Raw genomic sequence first — 19,571 nt, 5'->3', positions numbered from 1 at the left:
CAACCGCTATTTCCTAGTAGTACATTTCCCGCTTGCGGTACTGCACGCCAAGTAGAGCGTCGAGCGAAATCAGTCCCGGCCCTTTCAAAGTCGGCACCAGAAGCAGGAAGATCCACAGCAGCCGGTCATCTGCAATAATCGCATAAGGATCTCCGTCAAAGAGCGCTCCAATCGTCTTGGCATCGGCTCCATGGCCGGTGATGTCGACGTAAGTCATCACTATAATGAAGACAATCATGCCAAGGCTGGCCGCGCGGGTGAAAAGACCAACAACAACAAGCACTGGCAGGATGAACTCGCCCCAAGTTCCGAGGAGAACAATCAGGCCATATGGAAAAAAGGCGATCTGGCTGGTGTCATAGCTGACCTGCTCCATCATGGCCGGCAGCATTTGGGCATATGCACCAGCCGTCGGCGTAAAGATGTTCATGATATTGCCGCCGATCTTTGTGAGCGCCGAGTTCCAGAAAAACTGGAACAGCACAGCAGCAAAAATAAGCCGGGAGGCAAGACCCAAAAACCAGCCTTCAGTCAGCCGCTCAATTGCGCCGAACACCAACGTGTAAAGCCTTACAAAAAAACCAATAACCATCCGCTTCATAGCCTCTTTTGTTGTTTCTAGCCGGATCCCCGCTTAAGCGGGTTCTTTGATCTGCAGACCGGCAAGAGCCCCATTTGAAAGAAAGTTCGACAAACAATCAGCCAGTGTAAATCCGCTGTCTACTTCAAGTGCCGTTTCAGCCGCTTCCCCCAACGACGCTCCGGAAAAAATTGCGCCCCCGAAGGCTGCATGGCTTGGTTCCAAAACCCGGACATCGACATCGAACTCTGGCCGGACGATCAGCACGGGCTGGGCAACAGAGAGATCGATCTGCGATTGCTCTCCATCTTTGAACCGATTGACCTTCACGAGATCCCAGATTGGCCACTCTGAAGCTATGATCGTTGCCGCTGGATGACGCCGAAATCTGACGCCTCCAAGATCTGTGGGCGGGATCGTCGCAAGCGTGGCCGGATCAAAAACTTGACAGTCTTTCGCGTGGTAGGATTGAAGCCAAGCCCATTCCAGGCGCGCCACATCTTCCAGATAAGGATAGGCCTTCAGCGGCGGGAATGCGGCAAGAAAACTTGGAAACTCTTCTCCATACCAGATCAGGACAGGGTTTGACGGTTGATGCTCTGCGACAAACGCACGGGCCAAAGCCGCAAAATATTCGTCACCGAGGAGCGCTTTGATAGACGGATAGGTCTCGCCCAGCGCCTCACAAAGACTGACGATGACATTGTTCCTGTAAACATTGAAGCGTTTAACGTCCGGAAGACCGTCCGGTCCGACAGCGCCTTCGGGCGTCCCAAGCTCCGGATTCATGAGAGCGTCGCCAAAGTCAGCTGAGGAGAGCCTTGGCAGTGCAAACACTTGTGCCATGTCAGCTGACCGCCTTCAGGTCTGCGTCTTCGGCACGACGCAGGATTTCCTGCGCAGCATCTGCTTCACGAAGCAAAACGGGCCATGCTGGAACATCATTGTCCCATTCAATCAATGTCGGCAGGGCGCCGTGCATTCCAATCACGTCTTTGTAGAGAGCCCAAACAGCATCATCGACGGCGCGGTCATGCGCATCAATCAACAGCGGACGTCCCGCCTCGTCCATATCCGGAGCATGGCCTCCAAGATGTATCTCACCGACATATTGCATGGGAAATTCGGCCAGGTAAGCGGCCGGCGACTGTTCCTGGTTAGTACAGGACACGTAGATGTTGTTGACGTCGAGAAGCAAACCACACCCTGTCCGGCGAGTGATCTCTTTTAGGAAATCCAACTCACTGAAGGTGCTCTGAGCATAGGCAATGTAAGTGGACGGGTTCTCCAAAAGCATCTGCCGCCCCATCACATCTTGAACTTCATCGATGTGATCGCACACGCGTATAAGAGTTGCCTGGTCGTATGGAACCGGCAAGAGGTCATTATAGTAGGTCGTCTCGTGTGTAGACCAGGCCAGGTGTTCAGAGAACAGACCGGGCTCATAGCGTTTGTTCAACTCCGCGAGCCGAGCCAGGTGATCTTTGTCGAGCGGGCTTTCGCCGCCAATGGACAGACCAACACCGTGAAGCGATAGCGGATAGATGTCGCGAATTGCCGTGAGCTGTTGATGCGGCCGCCCTCCGGCGCCCATATAGTTTTCCGCGTGAACTTCGAAAAAACCGATGTCCGGGTGGCTTTGAAGAATGTCGGCGACATGCTCCGCTTTCAAACCAGCGCCGGGCCGGTTCGGAACGGCCGCCTGAGTGCCAAAAGCAGAAACGGGTTGCTCGTCGGACCGCATGGCAAGCTCCAGACCTTGAACTACGGTGTGAGGCGGGCGGCGCAAACCGCCAGCCTGAGTTCGTATGATCGCCCGTTATAGGCCGATTCGAGTTCTTCCAATTACGCTTCCGGAAGGTCGCGAGACAATTCCGTCAAGGACCCCTTCCGGCCGTCCGGCAGTTCCATGGACACGCATGTGCCTTTCGGAACCAGCGTCCAAGCGTTGCCTTGGTAATCAACGGTTGACGAACCGGCACACGTCGTTCCCGGACCGGCTTTACAATCGTTTTGGCCTTTCAGGGAAACACCATAGCATTTCTCTTTGGCTTGAGCATGGGCCGGTGTCGAAGTGGTCGCCGAAAGACCTGCAATTGCTGTGGCAACGGCGCCAGCAACAACTGCTGCAGACATAGCCTTGTTTTTCATATCAAACTCCTCTGGTCAAAAAATCAGCGCAGCAACCACGATGCCGGATAAGTGCTGCTACACCCGTTACATGGCCGGATTGGCGTTCAATGGGAAATCAAACGCCTGTGACACTGCTGCGAGCTGTCACCTACCTTAGACTATTAAACGAAAGATTCTTACTCAAACCCAACTCAACGCGACGTTTCCGGACGATTGGCACTTTACGTACGAAACAATTATAATAGCGACAAAGAAACACACTTGCTCCTTGCAATGAAATCTGTCATGTTCCGCCCGCTTGGAATAGGACAGGCATACTGTCCTTTTGAGGTAAGGGAAACACCACCGGACCGCCGGTCGTGATAAATGTAAGATCCAAGCAGCCGCTTGCTCGGTCCGGGGAGGGCCTCCAGCAAGATGAGGCAATTGTGTTTCAACAGCGCTAACTGGCGCTGCGGCAATGCGACGGTTTGCTAGAACAAGCCGCTGCAGTAAGTACATCGACAGAGCCGGGGCAAAAGCCAGGGTTCACCGAGCCGCACTCTTGATGGAATGCGACCCGAACGGAACCCGACGCTCCAAACCACGGCTAACACTGGGGTAACAGTGAGGGCGCACATGACGAAGACAGAGCTGACGACCAGCACAGCCATGCAAGCAGGCCAGACGGAGACAAACACCGTGACAGCCACAACACTTGCCGATCGACTGGGCACGGCCGCCGACAAAGGGCTCTACAATCCGTCGCGCGAACACGATGCCTGCGGTGTTGGCTTTGTTGCGCATATGAAGGGCGCAAAATCCCACAAGATCGTTGCAGATGGACTGCAGGTTCTGGAGAACCTCACACACCGCGGCGCAGTTGGTGCAGATCCGCTCATGGGCGACGGCGCCGGCATGTTGGTGCAAATCCCCCACGGGTTCTTCGAAGCCGAGATGTCCGCGGCTGGCACACCGCTTCCGGAATTCGGTGGCTATGGCGTAGGCTTTATATTCTTGCCACAGGACGATGTCCTGCGTGCCAAGTGCGAAGAAATCGTAGAGCGGGTCATCAAAGCCGAAGGGCAAGAGTTGATTGGCTGGCGCGATGTGCCGGTCGACAACGCGTCCCTTTCCAAAGCTCCAGACATTGCAGCCACTGAGCCGGTATCGCGTCAGGTCTTCATCAAACGCTCGAATGGCGACGATCAGGATGCGTTCGAGCGCCGGCTTTATGTTCTGCGCAAGGTGATCTCCAATACCGTTCGCGCGGAAACAGATGCGGTCACGAAAGGCTTCTACATCGTCTCGCTGTCGAGCCAGACCATTGTCTACAAGGGCATGTTCCTCGCCTATCAGCTTGGGGCTTACTACAGCGACCTGAAGGATGAGCGGTTCACCTCTGCTCTCGCACTGGTGCACCAGCGCTTCTCGACCAACACGTTCCCGTCCTGGGACCTCTCCCACCCCTACCGGATGGTCGCCCATAACGGCGAAATCAACACGCTCCGCGGCAACGTCAACTGGATGGCGGCCCGCCAGGCATCTGTTTCATCCGCGCTGCTCGGAGACGACATTTCGAAGCTCTGGCCGATTTCCTATGAAGGACAATCAGACACCGCCTGTTTCGACAATGCGCTCGAATTCCTGGTGATGGGCGGTTACTCGCTCGCCCATGCTGCAATGATGCTGATCCCGGAAGCCTGGGCTGGCAACCCGCTGATGGACGACAATCGCCGTGCCTTTTACGAGTACCACGCGGCACTGATGGAGCCGTGGGACGGCCCGGCCGCCGTTGCCTTCACCGATGGCCGTCAGATCGGTGCGACGCTTGACCGGAACGGTCTGCGCCCGGCCCGCTACATCGTGACTGAAGACGACTTCGTCATCATGTCTTCCGAAGTTGGCGTTCTGCCTGTTGAAGAAGGAAAGATCGTTCAGAAATGGCGCCTGCAACCCGGCAAGATGCTGCTTATCGACCTGGAAGAAGGCCGGATCGTTTCTGACGATGAAATCAAGCGCCAGTTGTCTACGGCCAACCCATATAAAGACTGGCTGCACAAGACACAGATCGTTCTGGAAGACTTGCCGGGCGTTCGCCAGATGGCTCCGGTCGCAGGAGAAAGTTTGCTCGACCGCCAGCAAGCCTTTGGCTACACCCAGGAAGACATCAAACTTTTGATGACCCCGATGGCAACCGTCGGTCAGGAAGCCATTGGTTCCATGGGCACCGACACGCCAATCTCGGCGCTGTCTGACAAATCGAAGCTGCTTTACACCTATTTCAAACAGAACTTCGCTCAGGTCACCAACCCGCCGATCGACCCCATCCGCGAGGAACTGGTGATGAGCCTGGTCTCCTTCATCGGACCGCGCCCGAACCTGTTTGATCTGAAAGGTCTGTCGACGTCCAAACGCCTGGAAGTCCGTCAACCGATCCTAACCAACGAAGATCTGGAAAAAATACGGGTTATCGGCGACATCGCCGACAATCAGTTCTCTGCGAAAACGCTGGACATCACCTACAACGCCGACAAAGACGCTGAAGGTATGGAAGGCGCATTGGCCGAACTCTGCGAGCGTGCAGAAAAAGCAGTGCTCGACGGCTACAACATCATCATCTTGTCGGATCGCATGATCAACCGCTCGCGGATTGCGATTCCTGCCCTTTTGGCAACGGCTGCCGTCCATCACCACCTGATCCGCAAGGGCCTTCGCACATCTGTCGGCTTGGTGGTTGAAACCGGTGAAGCCCGTGAAGTGCACCATTTCTGTGTTCTTGCCGGTTTTGGTGCCGAAGCGATCAACCCGTATCTTGCCTTCGAAACCCTTCTTTCCATGCACATGGAGATGGACTTCCCGGAAGAAGTTGATCAGTACGAAGTCGTCGAGCGCTACATCAAGTCGATCGACAAGGGCATCTTGAAGGTCATGTCCAAGATGGGCATCTCGACCTACCAGTCCTACTGCGGTGCCCAGATTTTTGACGCCGTTGGTTTATCTTCTGAATTTGTCGAGAAGTACTTCTTCGGCACAGCGACCATGATCGAAGGCATTGGCCTGAGTGAAGTCGCCAAAGAGACCGTTCAGCGCCATTCCGAAGCTTTCGGAGACGTTGCTATCCTGCGCCGTTCTCTGGATGTCGGCGGCGAATACGCCTACCGGATCCGCGGCGAAAGCCACATGTGGACACCGGACTCCATCGCCAACTTGCAGCACGCTGTCCGCTCCAAGCTTCCTGATATGTACCGGACATTTGCGAAGGAAGTGAACGAAGAAAGCGGGCGCTTTGCAATCCGTGGTCATTTCCGCATTAAAAATGCAGACGAAATCGGCCACTCCGAAATCGATATCTCCAAGGTTGAACCTGCTGAGAACATCGTCAAGCGGTTCGTCACCGGGGCAATGTCGTTCGGATCGATTTCGAAAGAAGCCCATTCCAGTCTTGCCATCGCCATGAACAAGATTGGAGGCAAGTCGAACACCGGTGAAGGTGGCGAAGAGCCAGAACGCTTCAATCCGCTCCCCGATGGCACCATGAACCCGCAACGGTCTGCCATCAAGCAGGTCGCCTCGGGACGTTTCGGCGTGACCACCGAATATCTGGTCAACTCCGACATGATCCAGATTAAGGTTGCTCAGGGTGCAAAACCTGGCGAAGGCGGTCAGTTGCCGGGCCACAAGGTTGACGCGGTCATCGCAAAGGTCCGCCACTCGACCCCGGGCGTTGGCCTCATCTCGCCTCCCCCGCACCACGATATCTATTCCATCGAAGATCTGGCACAACTGATCTACGACCTGAAAAACGTAAATCCGGTCGCGGACATCTCGGTCAAGCTGGTGTCAGAAGTCGGTGTTGGGACTGTCGCCGCAGGCGTTGCCAAGGCACGGGCGGACCACATCACGATTTCAGGCTTTGACGGCGGCACCGGCGCATCACCGCTGACCTCGCTCAAGCATGCCGGTTCTCCGTGGGAAATCGGTCTTGCAGAGACCCAGCAAACCCTCGTTCTGAACGGCTTGCGCTCACGCGTTGCCCTGCAAGTTGATGGCGGGCTTCGCACGGGCCGTGACGTGATCATCGGCGCTCTGCTGGGCGCGGACGAATTCGGCTTCTCAACTGCCCCTCTGATCGCGGCCGGCTGTCTGATGATGCGCAAATGCCACCTGAACACCTGTCCGGTTGGCATTGCGACGCAGGATCCGGTTCTGCGCAAGCGCTTCAAGGGCACTCCGGAGCACGTCATCAACTACTTCTTCTTCGTTGCTGAAGAAGTCCGTGAGCTGATGGCATCTCTCGGCGTTGAAAAGCTCGATGACCTCATTGGCCGTTCCGACTTCCTCGACAAGGAAGCCGCGCTCGATCATTGGAAAGCCAACGGCCTTGATTTCTCTCGGATCTTCTTCCAGCCGGACGCAAAGCCGGAAGAGACCCGCTGGACTGAGCGTCAAGAGCACCCGATCATCGACATTCTCGACCGCCGCTTGATTGCAGCTGCCCAACACACGCTGGACACCAAGGAACCGTCGACGATCGAAGAGACCATCTGTTCGGTGGACCGGTCGGTTGGCGCCATGCTGTCCGGCGAGATTGCCAAGCGCTACGGCAACAAAGGCCTCAAAAAACCGGACACGCTGACAGTCAAGCTCACGGGCACGGCGGGTCAGGCGTTTGGCGCATTCGTCGCCAAAGGCGTCACAATGGACCTGGAAGGCGATGCCAACGATTATGTCGGCAAAGGTCTGTCCGGCGGCAAGATCATTGTCCGCCCGCCAGAAAACACCCGGATCGTTGCCGAAGACTCCATCATTGTCGGCAACACCGTGCTTTATGGTGCAACCGAGGGCGAATGCTACTTCCGAGGCGTTGCAGGTGAGCGGTTCGCAGTCCGCAACTCCGGTGCAGTCGCCGTTGTTGAAGGCGTCGGCGATCACGGCTGTGAATACATGACCGGTGGTGTCGTTGTTGTAATCGGCCAGACAGGGCGTAACTTCGCAGCTGGTATGTCCGGCGGCATCGCCTACGTTCTCGATGAAGACGGAACCTTCGGATCCCGTTGCAACCTGGCAATGGTGGAACTAGAGCCCGTCACCGAAGAAGATGACCTGCTTGAGAAGCTCCATCACCATGGCGGTGACATTGAGCACAAAGGCCGTGTAGACCTGTCCTGCGACATGACCCGGCATGATGATGAGCGCCTACGGCAGATGCTGACCAAGCACAAGGAGCTGACCGGCTCAACCAAAGCAGCTGCGATCCTGGACGACTGGGCCACCTACCGGCCGAAGTTCGTGAAGGTCATGCCGGTCGAGTACCGCCGCGCACTGCGGGAGATGGAAGAACAGCGCCTCGGCATGGTCGCGGCGGAATAACCGGCACACTGAACAACATGGCTCTCGGTCGCCTGTCGCGGCCGATTGCAGCCACCTTGAGGACGCACAAATTTGAGGAGGTCGCCTTGGGCAAGGTAACCGGTTTTTTGGAAATCGATCGTCAGGAACAGAAGTACCAACCAGCTTCTGACCGCATTCGCCATTTCCGCGAATTCACGATCCCGCTCAACGATCAGGAAGTCGCCAACCAAGCGGCACGTTGTATGGACTGCGGTATCCCGTTCTGCCATGGACCAAGCGGGTGTCCGGTCAACAACCAGATCCCGGACTGGAATGATCTGGTCTTTCAGGGCGACTGGGACATCGCACTGCGCAACCTGCACTCGACCAACAACTTTCCGGAATTTACCGGACGCATTTGCCCCGCTCCTTGCGAAGAAGCGTGTACGCTCAACCTTGAAGACATTCCGGTCAACATCAAGAGTATTGAGCAGGCAATCGCTGACAAAGGCTGGGAAGAAGGTTGGATCGCCCCGGAACCGTCCGCCACGAAGACAGGCAAGGCTGTTGCCATCATCGGTTCAGGCCCCGCAGGTATGGCCGCGGCCCAGCAACTCGCCCGGGCAGGCCATACGGTCCACGTCTATGAACGGGAGCCAAAGGCCGGCGGTCTGCTGCGCTACGGCATCCCGGACTTCAAGATGGAAAAGCACTTCATCGACCGCCGTGTCAAACAGATGGAGGGCGAGGGTGTCACTTTCCACTACAACGTCGATGTCGGCGTCACGGTCAGCATGGACGAGCTTACCGAGCGCCACGATGCTGTGATCCTGTGCGCCGGTGCTGAACGTCCGCGCGATCCTGGTGTTGAAGGCATGGACCTTCAGGGCTGCCATTGGGCGATGGACTACCTGGTTCAACAAAACCGCCGCGTTGGCGGCGAACCGGAAGGCGATGAAGCTCCGATCTGGGCCGGTGGCAAACATGTTGTCGTCATTGGCGGCGGCGATACCGCCTCAGACTGTGTTGGAACTGCATTCCGTCAGGGTGCGCTGTCGGTTACTCAGCTGGACATTCGGCCGATCCCGCCTCTGAAAGAAGACAAGCTGACAATCTGGCCTTACTGGCCAACCAAGTTCCGCACGTCTTCTTCTCAGGCGGAAGGGGCAGAGCGCGAGTTTTCTGCTGCAACGCTCGGTCTGGTCGCAGACGAAGATGGTGTCGTTACCGGTGTGAAATGCGCCCGTGTTGACGAGAAGCGCAAGCCGATTGAAGGCACGGAATTCATCCTGCGTGCCGATCTGGTCTTTGCAGCGATCGGTTTTTCCGGACCACGCCTGGACACCTACATCGCACAGGCCGGTGAGAAACTCGAACTGGATGGTCGCACCAACGTCAAGGCCAACACCGATGACTATAAAACATCGATCGACAAGGTGTTTGCAGCGGGAGATGTTCGCAAAGGGCAGTCGCTGGTCGTCTGGGCAATCCGTGAGGGCCGCCAGGCAGCGCGCGCGGTGGACGAGTACTTGACCGGATCAAGCGACCTACCGCGCTGATCGAAACACGTCAAACGACGTCCAAAAGCCGCCGGGTGCCCGGCGGCTTTTTTGTTGCGTTGAAACATACATCTGACGCGGAATAGAAACTCATGTATCTCCGGCTTCCGCCTCTACCAAGGAAGACAAGCTGTCATTTCCGAAACTTCGCGGATCATCAACGCGACCGGAGACCGGTTCAAGTGGCTCGCCTTCAACGAAGAACCGGTATGCCGTGCTGCCGGTGTCAATTTCGGCATCGTCCTCACCGCCAAGTAAAAAACCTTCAGGTGATGTTGTCCGGCCCGTCAAGACGATGAAATTGGGGTCATCCTCGACACCTTCGAACGCAAGTCCACCATAACCGCCAAGAAGACGCGACAACTCGCGTTCGACAAAAAACGCAACCTTCCGGTACCCGGCCCAGGTAAATGCGATCCGGTCATTGGTCCGAAGGCGGGTGTTCTTACCGTCTACATCGGGACCGAAGGATGTGTATGCCCCATCCTCTGAGAGGAAGATATCCCACAAATCAACATATCGGACACGGCGCTCTTCCGCTGCCCCGGCAAAGAGAGAGTTCAGTTGGGTGAAATCACCATTGAGAAGTTCATCATTGGTGGGCGGCAACCCCACCCAGACAATTGGAAGCTTCTCCTGCCGAACACTGCGAACCAGTGCCATCACCTTGTTTCGATAGGTTTCAAGCCATTCCGCTGTCATATACTCAATTGGCGGTTCACCCGGAAACTCTGCGTTCCGGTCGCGCCAGCCCATCATCACGACAACAGCTTTAACATCCGCGCCCCGAATACGGGAGAGCGTACGTGTGGCCCAGTCCGGCGGCTCTGCACCTGCAAAACCCTTCCGGTCTTCGGTGATTTCCTCAACCTTGATTTTTGGTTGTTGCGCCAGCGTAAATCGCAGACCGTCGGCCACACCCCGTGCCATCCGGTCTCCGACCACAAGGATCAGACCGGCGTCGGGGTCTTTTTCCACTTCCTCAAAACGCGGCGGGAGGCCGGCAGGCCGAACCACTTTTGGAGCCTGCTGAACTGGAGCTTGCCGTTTTTTCTCACGGCCACCACCAAACAAACGCTGAATTGGGGCGAACGGGTTGAAGCCCCGAAATCCATTGTTCTGAGCAAGCACTATCGGCTCTTCAGCTATGGTCTCTCTTTGAAACCAGCCAGTTGGCTCAGCCGGACTAACAAGAAGTGCCAGGGCAAGTGCGAACGACAACGCAGATGGCCGAGCCATCTGCGTCAAACGACGAAGTGAAGATTTGGAAGCCACTGTTCGCGTCCCGACACCGATCCGTGTTGGGGTCAGTTTAGCGGCCTGTTTTCAGGTGCGCCAGCAAAACAACAGACGGATGCCCATCCGGCACCATCCCCTTTGACCGCTGATAGGCCCGGATACCCCGGCGTGTGGCCGGACCAACTTTGCCGTCGGCAGCCCCAACAGAAAAGCCCTTCTGATTTAAAAGCGCCTGCAACTCTGTCGTTTCAGACCGTGTCAGAGGAAGATGTTCCTTCGACCAGTTTCCGGCCAGAGGTCCACCACCAATAATACGATCCGCCAGATGGCCAACTGCCAGGGCATAAGCCGTTGCATTGTTATACCGCTTGATCACGTAGAAATTGCGCAACATCAGAAAGGCGGGGCCGGAGGCGCCGGCCGGCAGGACAAGAATGCCGTTGTCGGATGGACGGGGAAACCCGCGGCCGTTAACCCGGCGGATGCCATAACGCTGCCATTCACCGAGTGTGAGTGTCTTCTCACCATCTGCAAGATTGTAGTCAAAACCGTTCGGGAGCTGAACTTCATAGCCCCAGGTTTTGCCCGTCTGCCAACCATGGCGTTTCAAATAGTAGGCGGTGGACGCCAGAGCGTCCGGTATTGAGGTCCAGATATCCCGCTTTCCATCGCCATTGTAATCCGCCGAATAGGCTTTCCAGCTGGACGGCATGAACTGGGTATGCCCCATTGCTCCTGCCCAGGAGCCTTCCATCTCAGAGAATTTCACATGTCCGGCCTGAACGATCGCAAGTGCCGTTACAAGTTCTTTGCGCCAGAAGTCTGTCCGCCTCGGCGCGGCATAAGCCAGGGTCGCAAGCGCCTGAATAACGTTGTGGCGGCCCATGAAGCCGCCGTAGTTGGTTTCCATGCCCCAAATGGCGAGCACAGCCTCACGGTCGACACCGTAGCGGGCTTCGATTTGGCGCAGGACACTATCGTACTCGATCAGAAGCTCACGGCCCTTTTCGACACGGGTATCGGAAACTGCGCTATCGAGGTATTCCCAAATCGGCTTTACGAACTCCGACTGCTTGCTCATCAGGCGGATGGTATCGTTGTCGGGCTGCATGCCCGTGAAGACCGCATTGTAGGTCTGTGCGGTGATGCCAGCAGACCGGGCTGTCGGCCAGAAATCCTTGATAAAGCGGGTAAAACCGGGATCGGACGCCCCGCCGTTCGTAGCGAAGGCGGAACTGGCACTTAAACTGCCAACCGCGATGACGAGCGCTCGTAAGCTGTTGCGCAGCATTGGTTTGATGGAAAGAACCGAAGGCATTCCGCCGATCACACGTGTCGATTGCCGAAAAATATTCCGCATACGGGCCTCCTAATGCCCTAACCGTAGTGTCGCCCCACCTCGTCCAAATGATCTGTTTTTGGTTACTGTGTAGTTAATGCCGGAAACGAAGGCCGGCTTCAATGGCGTTTTCGGTGTAATCACCACCGTCTTGGGAACTCTCAAAGCGGCGATGAATGTAATTTGCAGTGAGCGCAACGTTTTGCGTCAACGCGTATGTCATTCCACCAAAGCCGGTCAGCGTGTTTTCCTCGATCGAAACACCTTCATATGTCCGATAGCTGTAACCAAGCCCAGCCTCGCCTACCCACCGGTCGCTGAAGGCATGCGCAAGACGAAGATCCCCTGAGTAGATAATGGACCCGCTTGCATTGTCGATATCCGTTGCGTCGAAACTCGTTCCAATACCGGCTGTGAGCGTTGTCAGGCGGCTTGGCGACCAGACCAATGATCCGTCAAACACAAGCCCGGACAGGTTTTTCAACCGGCTGTCTTCAATGTCTTCCAAACGCCAACCAGCGCTGACTTCACCGACGAGTTTCGGGCCGGCTGCAATGGCAAGACCGCCACGAAGCTCATACCCGTCTGCATCCCGGATTTCGCAGATACTGTCGCTGCAGGTTTGGTCGAACCGGCGGAAAAGGAGCGAGCCCTGAGCAAACGGTGACAACATGCCTCCGGTGTTGCTGCCGAGCCTCAAACTCGCTGAATAGACGGTGTTGTCACGCCCGCTCTCTATGGTGCTGTCTGAATCGTAAACTGTGCGGTCTGCACCGACGGCTGCAGTCGCTGCAAGAAGGCCCACATTGCGCGTAACACCCAGATCGATATTGCCTTCATGAATGAACGTATCGTTGCCGAGCGACTCGGCGCTCCCATCTTCCTCGCGGCTAATCCCGTAGCTGATATCCGCATCAACCCGAGTTGCCTCTGTAATGTCGAGGCGCAGGCCTGCAGCGGCAGACCCGAAAACATCATCATCATCCGAATTGCCAGGATAACCGATGTAGCTGCCCCGCAAGGAAGCATCAAACTGATGCCGCACCCAATCCGATGTCAGAGCTATGTCCGGTGCAATTCTGTAAAGACTACCCGCCCGACCTGTAGCTGATCTTGAGGTATTGTCCGTATAGCCGGCGGTGAGGGTCAATTGCGGTGTCAAAATGAAGGAGCCCAGCCGGATCCCCTCTGCCGCATCAAACGTCGTATCGCCGCCGAAGACGGTATCGTCGATCCCGCCCTGCGCAAGGGGAACCGCCCTTGTTACGGCCGTTATCCGGTCAGAAAATGGTCGCACTGGTTGAACACGTCCGGCTGCGCCGAGGCCCGTCGATCCATCCTCTTCCTCTGCGATATTGACCGAGGGGCGTAGGGCAAAAACATTGGATTGCGTCGGGTTAACACCTGCAGGCGTTTCTGCTTCTTCCCGGCCATCATCATCGGCAGCACCTGCGCGTCCAGGATCATCGGAACCACGCAGACCGGACACCGCCGTCTGAGCGAACAGCGGTTCAGCATGCGCCAGGGTAAGCGCCAAGCAGGTGAGGCATGTCAATAAACGGGTCATTCAGAGCCAGAAAACGGTCAAGTTATACCCGCTCAAACTGACGAAGGATGGTTAATGCTTCGTTTCCATATTGCAAAATGCCAAAGCTGATTAACCATAGCCGCGGGTTATGGACATAAAATAAACAGGTTCTTGAACGAAAGCCTGCGGTGGCCTAATGCTAGCGCCGAAAAGCAAGAAAGACCGCGATCCATGACCAGCCCAGTTCAAGACCCCAACACTTCGGAAAACGCAGAGCTGCACATGGAGTATATCGTTTCCGCTGAGCGGGCCCTGGAAACGGAGATGGCTGGACTGAGCGCGCTGCGCGCGGCTCTGAAAGACGGACTTGCGGCGCCTTTCCAAAAAGCCTGCAGCCTAATCCAAGGCATTTCCGGGCGTGTCATTGTCTCGGGCATCGGCAAGAGCGGTCACATCGGCACCAAGATAGCGGCTAGCCTTGCCTCCACTGGGACACCTGCGTTTTTTGTCCATGCCACAGAGGCAAGCCACGGCGATCTCGGAATGATCACGCAGAACGACGTTGTCCTGGCGCTGTCCTGGTCGGGTGAAACACAGGAACTTGCAAGCCTTGTGGCGTACACCCGGCGCTTTAAAGTTCCATTGGTTGCCATCACATCGCGGCAGGACAGCACGCTCGGCAAGGCCGCAGACATCGTCCTGAAACTTCCGAGCGTGGCAGAGGCCTGCCCGCACGGCTTGGCACCAACAACATCCGCGCTGTTACAGCTTGCACTTGGTGATGCTTTGACGGTGGCACTTCTTGAGGGGCGCGGGTTTACTGTTCACGACTACAAGGTCTTTCACCCTGGTGGACGCCTTGGCGCCAGCCTCAAGACGGCGAAAGACATCATGCATTCTGGTGTGTCGCTTCCGCTGGTCCCGGCATCCACACCAATGACCGACGGTATTGTCGTGATGTCACAAAAGGGCTTTGGTGTCCTCGGTGTCGTTGACGAGTTGAACCAGTTGATGGGCATCATCACCGACGGAGATTTGCGCCGTCATGTGGCGTCCAATCTCCTTGAAAAGACGGCTGGCGATATCATGACACGCGGACCGAAGACCGTTTATCCGGGGGCGCTGTCAGCCTCGATCCTGGAGCTACTGAACAGCTCATCGATCACGACTGTGTTTGTCGTTGAAGACGGCCGGCCGGTCGGAATTGTTCACATGCACGACCTGCTTCGCGCGGGTGCAGCCTAACGATAATCCGCACGTTCACAAGCTGATCACAGATTCTGACATTTTCTATGTGCTGCAAATTTTTAGTGGCGGCATTAGCATTTGATTAGCCATAGCGCGCCTACACTGAGCCCAAGTTTGACTGGGCTTATCGCCCGAGACCTTGGTGTGTGTAGTATGGATCTCGCGACCCTACTTGGAATTGTCGGTGCGTTTGCCATTGTCATAACCGCTATTTTTCTTGGCGGTAGTTTTGGACAATTCGTCGATATTCCATCTGTCTTGATCGTTATCGGAGGCGGCCTTGCCGCAACCCTTATCCGTTTTCAGGTTTCGGATATCGCAGCGGCGTTTGCAACCGCCTTTAAGGTTGCTCTGTCCGGGAAAGGCGCCAGCCACCGGGACCTCATTTCTGAGATTACGAACTTGGGCGAAATTGTCCGCAAGTCCGGCCCGCTTGGTCTGGAAAATGTCGACGTTTCAGATCCGGTCCTGGCCAAAGGTGTTCAATACATCGCCGATGGATACGAGCTGGAATTCATCAAGGAAGCGATGGAGCGCGAGCGCGATCTGCAACTGACGCGTTTGTCGGAGGGCAAACGTGTGATGAAAGCTCTTGGCGATTCAGCACCGGCCTTCGGCATGATCGGTACGCTGGTCGGTCTCGTCCAGATGCTTGCGAACATGGACGATCCAGCCGCGATCGGCCCGTCCATGGCGGTTGCTCTTTTGACAACGCTCTATGGCGCATTGATTTCAAACATCTTGTGTTTGCCAATGGTGGACAAGCTTGATGCGAAGTTTGATGTCGATGAACTGAACCAGACCCTAATCATCGACGGCGTGTGCCAAATCCGCGAATCCAAGAGCCCGGCACTGATCAAAGAAATGCTCGTCGCCTATCTGCCCGAAAAAGCCCGGGCCGATCTGGCCGAAGCAGCCTAACAGCGATCGAGGCGAGTAACGAGCAATGGCCAGGAAAAAACCACAAGGAGGAGGAGGCGCACCCGATTGGCTGGTGACGTTCGCCGATCTGATGTCGCTCCTTGTGTGTTTCTTCGTTCTGATCATTTCGTTTTCCATTCAGGACAAGGAAAAGCTGCAGGTTGTCGCGGGCTCCATGCGCGAGGCCTTCGGGGTGAAGGAAAACTCCCGCCGTACCGGGATAATCGAGGTCGAGGGTATTCCGATCCGCGACTACATGAAGGACATCAGCCAGGTAGAGCAGGAACTGGATTCAGACTTTGCGCAAGAGCGGCACGAAAAGCGCCGCAAACAAGGCCCGGAAGCCAACACGCACGACACGATGGAAGCGGAAATCGAAAAGCCGCGTCAATTCGCAACCGCAGCGGCCTCCCTTCGGCAGGCCTGGCAGGAAATGCCGGAAATCACGGAAGTCTCAACCAACATCATTCTGGAAGAGACCGAGGAGGGTCTCAACATCATGCTGGTTGATCAGGATGGCCGGTCCATGTTCCGTGAAGGGTCGAAATATCCTTACGAAACAACGCGCCGGCTGATTTCCAAGATGGCACCCGTGCTCGCCCGCATGCCCAACCGGATCGAGATCACCGGACACACAACGGCAGGTGCAGCCACGGTTGACCCCAGTTACACCGGATGGGACCTGTCGACGGAGCGCGCCAATGTCGCCCGTCAGATCCTCTCAGAGTATGGTGTGCCAGACGGGCAATTCTATTCGGTGGTTGGAAAGTCGGATACAGAACCATTGTTCCCGAACGATCCTTATCTGGCGGCCAACCGGCGTGTTGGCATTCTGTTGATGGCCGAAGAACCACCAATTCCGCCCGGTCACAAGCTCTAAGACATCTTCTGGTTTCAACTACGATTACAGCGCTTTTCCTTCGCTGACATCGGAAACGACCAAACGGGCACCATCGACCCCCTCGACGCGGACTTTGGTTCCGGCGGGCATATCCGGGCCAGAGATCCGCCAAATCGTATCATCAATTGACAGCTTTCCGGCGCCTTCACTCAAGGGTGTTGTTAGCGTGAATTCCCGTCCGATGTAGCGGCTGCCCCGCTTGTTGAGCCCCGGATCTCCGGTCTCAGACGCCGCTTTTAACATCAGCTTGCGCCCTATCAGCAAGCTGACAATGGAGAGGACGACAAATAGGCCGACATGCACCTGCCAGCTGAAGTCGAACAGCAGCGCAACAACCCCCACGACAATTGCAGACAGTCCAAACCATAGAAAGACGGTGCCTGGAGCCAGGATTTCCAGCCCCAGAAGTATCAACCCCAGGACCACCCAGCTCCAGGACCCCAGAGCCTGGATGATGCTCTCAGTGAGGCTCATTGCTCCTCTCCGGGCGTTGTTCCTGTGACCGGAACCCGTGACGATGACCGTTGCGGCTTGTGACTATCACCAAAAGCTTCCTTGGCGATCTCACCAATGCCACTCAACGATCCGAGCAAAGATGTTGCCTCCATTGGCAAGATGAGGGTCTTTTGGTTGCGGGACGTTGCCAGTGCCGTAAAGGCTTCAACGTATTTGTTCGCAACGAAGTAGTTGATCGCCTGCACATCACCTGTTGCAATCGCCTCACTGACCATCTGCGTCGCCTTGGCCTCGGCTTCCGCCTCCCGCTCGCGAGCTTCAGCATCCCGGAACGCGGATTCCCGGCGGCCTTCGGCTTCAAGGATCAGCGATTGCTTCTCGCCTTCCGCCTTCAGGATTTCAGACTGACGTTTACCTTCAGCCTCAAGAATGGATGCCCGCTTGTCACGTTCTGCCTTCATCTGCCGCGCCATCGCGTCGACCAGATCCCGCGGCGGGTTGATGTCCTTGATCTCGATGCGGGTGATTTTCACACCCCATGGCTCAGCGGCGGCATCGACCACTCGCAAGATCTTCGCGTTAATCTCATCACGATTTGAAAGGAGATTATCAAGATCCATCGATCCCATGACGGACCGAATATTGGTCATGGTAAGGTTGAGGATCGCGTTCTGCAGACCCAGAACTTCATAGGCTGCCCGGGCGGCATCAAGGACTTGATAAAACGTGACACCATCGGCTGTAACAGTCGCGTTGTCGCGGGTAATCACCTCTTGCGAGGGAACATCCAGGACCTGCTCCATCATGTTCAGCTTGTGACCGATCCGGTCGATGAACGGGATGATGAAGTTCAGTCCCGGGGTCAGTGTCTTGCGGTACCGTCCAAAACGCTCAATCGTGTAATTGTATCCTTGCGGGACTGTTTTGACCCCGGCAAAGAACACAAGGATGACCAGCAAAAGTACGCCGATCAAAACAATATCAAATCCGGCAATAGGCATTTCAGCCTCCTAAAATCATTATCTGACAACACACTACGACGTGAGGTCGGGTTGTTCCAGACGAAACACCCAGCGTCAACGTGGTGTGACTGTCTTCAAAATGATCTTAGGCGCTTGAGCCTGGCTGGATTATGACGGCCTCAACACACCGGACATTGCTGTTCGCAACGCCCGATGAACTTCAACTGCCAATTCAGATCAAATCCAACCGCCGAGCTCGCGGCGAACGATCGTGTTCAGAACATCCATTCCCAGATCGCTGTCGTTGAGGCATGGGATATGAGTGAAGTTTTCGCCGCCGGCCTCTTCAAAGATCTCGCCAGCCTCGCCAGCGATTTCTTCGAGCGTTTCAAGGCAATCCGAAACGAACCCAGGGTTCATGACCGCAATGTTCTTCATGCCGTCTTTGGCAAGTTGTTCTACGGTCTTGTCGGTGTAGGGTTGAAGCCACTCTTCAGGCCCGAAACGGGACTGGAACGTGGTTCGCAATTTCGTTTCGTCCATGCCCAGCACCTCACGCATCAGGCGCGTCGTTTTCATACAGTGGCAATGGTAAGGATCGCCGCGCTTGAAATAGGACTGCGGGATACCGTGGTAGGACGTAAGGATCGTTTCCGGCTCAAAATCCAGGCTTTCAAGATGTCTCTCGACCGATTTCGCCAGCGCGTTCACATAGATCGGATCATCATGATAGGGTGGCACAGTTCGGATTGCCGGCTGCCAGCGCATGTCGATCAGGGTTTTGCAGACAACGTCGTTCACAGTGGCCGTGGTTGTGGCCGAATACTGCGGGTAAAGCGGAAACACGAGAATCCGGTCACAGCCGGTATCCTTCAGCGCTTTCAGCTTATCCGGGATTGACGGCTGGCCATAGCGCATCGCCCAGTCCACTTTCAGCCGGCCATTGGCATCGCCCAGCATTTCAGTGAGCTTGTCCGACTGGCTGCGGGTAATGGTGCGCAGGGGCGACTCGTTCTTTTCGTGGTTCCAGATTTCCTCATAGGCCTTGCCGGATTTCCCCGGGCGGGTCATCAGAACAATGCCATAGAGAATTGGATACCAAATCGCCTTAGGCCATTCGATCACGCGTTTGTCCGACAAGAACTCGCGAAGATACCGGCGCATTGGCCAGTAGTCCGTCGCATCCGGCGTGCCGAGATTGACAAGAAGGACGCCGACCTTACCGGCTTTCACATCCGGGTGTCCCTCAGGCAGTCGGACTTTTTGAAACTCAGCCGCCTGATCGAGGATGGGAGCTGTCGGTTGAACGTTCATCTGCTTTTATTACCCTTACGCTTTGCGTCACTTTCGCCCATACATAGGACAACGACTGCGGAAGGCCAATGCGGCATC

Annotated in this window: 15 protein-coding genes; 5 read left to right on the top strand and 10 right to left on the bottom strand. The window is 56.0% G+C overall.

The genetic code is table 11. From position 1 onward, the window contains the following. Positions 1 to 13: 13 nt before the first annotated feature. The 4 genes from ACQY4Z_RS14855 to ACQY4Z_RS14840 form a co-directional block, all read right to left on the bottom strand. Positions 14 to 592 carry a DoxX family protein gene (locus tag ACQY4Z_RS14855; RefSeq protein WP_133951337.1) on the bottom strand — a complete coding sequence of 193 codons (579 nt, stop codon included), beginning with the start codon at positions 590 to 592 and terminating at the stop codon, positions 14 to 16. 42 nt (positions 593 to 634) lie between these two features. Then, complete coding sequence (locus tag ACQY4Z_RS14850) at positions 635 to 1,426, bottom strand: DNA-binding domain-containing protein (protein WP_428522494.1); 792 nt, start codon at positions 1,424 to 1,426, stop codon at positions 635 to 637. A 1-nt stretch (position 1,427) separates the two neighbouring features. Continuing rightward, positions 1,428 to 2,324 carry a DUF692 domain-containing protein gene (locus ACQY4Z_RS14845; protein ID WP_428522492.1) on the bottom strand — a complete coding sequence of 299 codons (897 nt, stop codon included), beginning with the start codon at positions 2,322 to 2,324 and terminating at the stop codon, positions 1,428 to 1,430. A 101-nt stretch (positions 2,325 to 2,425) separates the two neighbouring features. Next, entirely contained in the window at positions 2,426 to 2,731 is a 306-nt protein-coding gene (locus tag ACQY4Z_RS14840) for a BufA1 family periplasmic bufferin-type metallophore (RefSeq protein ID WP_133951331.1), read from the bottom strand. A 600-nt stretch (positions 2,732 to 3,331) separates the two neighbouring features. Here ACQY4Z_RS14840 and gltB point away from each other — a divergent pair. Continuing rightward, the gene (gene gltB, locus ACQY4Z_RS14835) at positions 3,332 to 8,065 is read left to right on the top strand and encodes a glutamate synthase large subunit (protein WP_428522490.1); all 4,734 of its coding nucleotides are present in this window, start codon (positions 3,332 to 3,334) and stop codon (positions 8,063 to 8,065) included. An 86-nt stretch (positions 8,066 to 8,151) separates the two neighbouring features. Then, positions 8,152 to 9,585: a glutamate synthase subunit beta gene (locus ACQY4Z_RS14830; RefSeq protein WP_209179882.1), complete on the top strand. Its 1,434-nt coding sequence runs from the start codon at positions 8,152 to 8,154 to the stop codon at positions 9,583 to 9,585. 90 nt (positions 9,586 to 9,675) lie between these two features. Here ACQY4Z_RS14830 and ACQY4Z_RS14825 read toward each other — a convergent pair whose 3' ends face one another. The 3 genes from ACQY4Z_RS14825 to ACQY4Z_RS14815 all read right to left on the bottom strand — a co-directional run bounded on the left by ACQY4Z_RS14825 (position 9,676) and on the right by ACQY4Z_RS14815 (position 13,730). After that, positions 9,676 to 10,860 carry an SGNH/GDSL hydrolase family protein gene (locus tag ACQY4Z_RS14825; RefSeq protein ID WP_428522487.1) on the bottom strand — a complete coding sequence of 395 codons (1,185 nt, stop codon included), beginning with the start codon at positions 10,858 to 10,860 and terminating at the stop codon, positions 9,676 to 9,678. Positions 10,861 to 10,897: 37 nt separating this feature from the next. Next, a complete protein-coding gene (locus tag ACQY4Z_RS14820; protein WP_428522485.1) occupies positions 10,898 to 12,184 on the bottom strand; it encodes a lytic murein transglycosylase in 1,287 nt (428 codons plus the stop codon). A 73-nt stretch (positions 12,185 to 12,257) separates the two neighbouring features. After that, positions 12,258 to 13,730 (bottom strand): outer membrane beta-barrel protein, encoded by a 1,473-nt coding sequence (locus tag ACQY4Z_RS14815; RefSeq protein ID WP_428522483.1) that lies wholly within the window; start codon positions 13,728 to 13,730, stop codon positions 12,258 to 12,260. Positions 13,731 to 13,922: 192 nt separating this feature from the next. On the opposite strand from ACQY4Z_RS14815, the gene ACQY4Z_RS14810 reads away from it, so the two are divergent. The 3 genes from ACQY4Z_RS14810 (at position 13,923) to ACQY4Z_RS14800 (ending at position 16,740) form a co-directional block, all read left to right on the top strand. Next, positions 13,923 to 14,936, top strand: coding sequence for a KpsF/GutQ family sugar-phosphate isomerase (locus ACQY4Z_RS14810; RefSeq protein ID WP_428522481.1), 1,014 nt, complete (start codon positions 13,923 to 13,925; stop codon positions 14,934 to 14,936). Between the two features lie 156 nt (positions 14,937 to 15,092). After that, complete coding sequence (locus tag ACQY4Z_RS14805; RefSeq protein WP_428522479.1) at positions 15,093 to 15,860, top strand: motility protein A; 768 nt, start codon at positions 15,093 to 15,095, stop codon at positions 15,858 to 15,860. A gap of 25 nt (positions 15,861 to 15,885) precedes the next feature. After that, the gene (locus ACQY4Z_RS14800) at positions 15,886 to 16,740 is read left to right on the top strand and encodes a flagellar motor protein MotB (RefSeq protein ID WP_428522477.1); all 855 of its coding nucleotides are present in this window, start codon (positions 15,886 to 15,888) and stop codon (positions 16,738 to 16,740) included. A 24-nt stretch (positions 16,741 to 16,764) separates the two neighbouring features. Here the strand turns inward: ACQY4Z_RS14800 and ACQY4Z_RS14795 are convergent, their stop codons facing one another. The 3 genes from ACQY4Z_RS14795 to hemH form a co-directional block, all read right to left on the bottom strand. Continuing rightward, positions 16,765 to 17,235, bottom strand: a complete 471-nt coding sequence (locus tag ACQY4Z_RS14795) for an NfeD family protein (protein WP_428522475.1) — start codon at positions 17,233 to 17,235, stop codon at positions 16,765 to 16,767. Further along, positions 17,232 to 18,218 carry an SPFH domain-containing protein gene (locus ACQY4Z_RS14790; protein WP_428522473.1) on the bottom strand — a complete coding sequence of 329 codons (987 nt, stop codon included), beginning with the start codon at positions 18,216 to 18,218 and terminating at the stop codon, positions 17,232 to 17,234. Before ACQY4Z_RS14790 ends, ACQY4Z_RS14795 begins: the two co-directional genes overlap by 4 nt. A 198-nt stretch (positions 18,219 to 18,416) precedes the next feature. After that, the gene (hemH, locus tag ACQY4Z_RS14785) at positions 18,417 to 19,493 is read right to left on the bottom strand and encodes a ferrochelatase (protein WP_428522471.1); all 1,077 of its coding nucleotides are present in this window, start codon (positions 19,491 to 19,493) and stop codon (positions 18,417 to 18,419) included. Between the last annotated feature and the right edge of the window lie 78 nt (positions 19,494 to 19,571).

This window comes from Roseibium sp. (assembly GCF_965276855.1).
Lineage (GTDB): Bacteria > Pseudomonadota > Alphaproteobacteria > Rhizobiales > Stappiaceae > Roseibium.
This window is presented reverse-complemented; position numbering and strand designations above follow the sequence as displayed.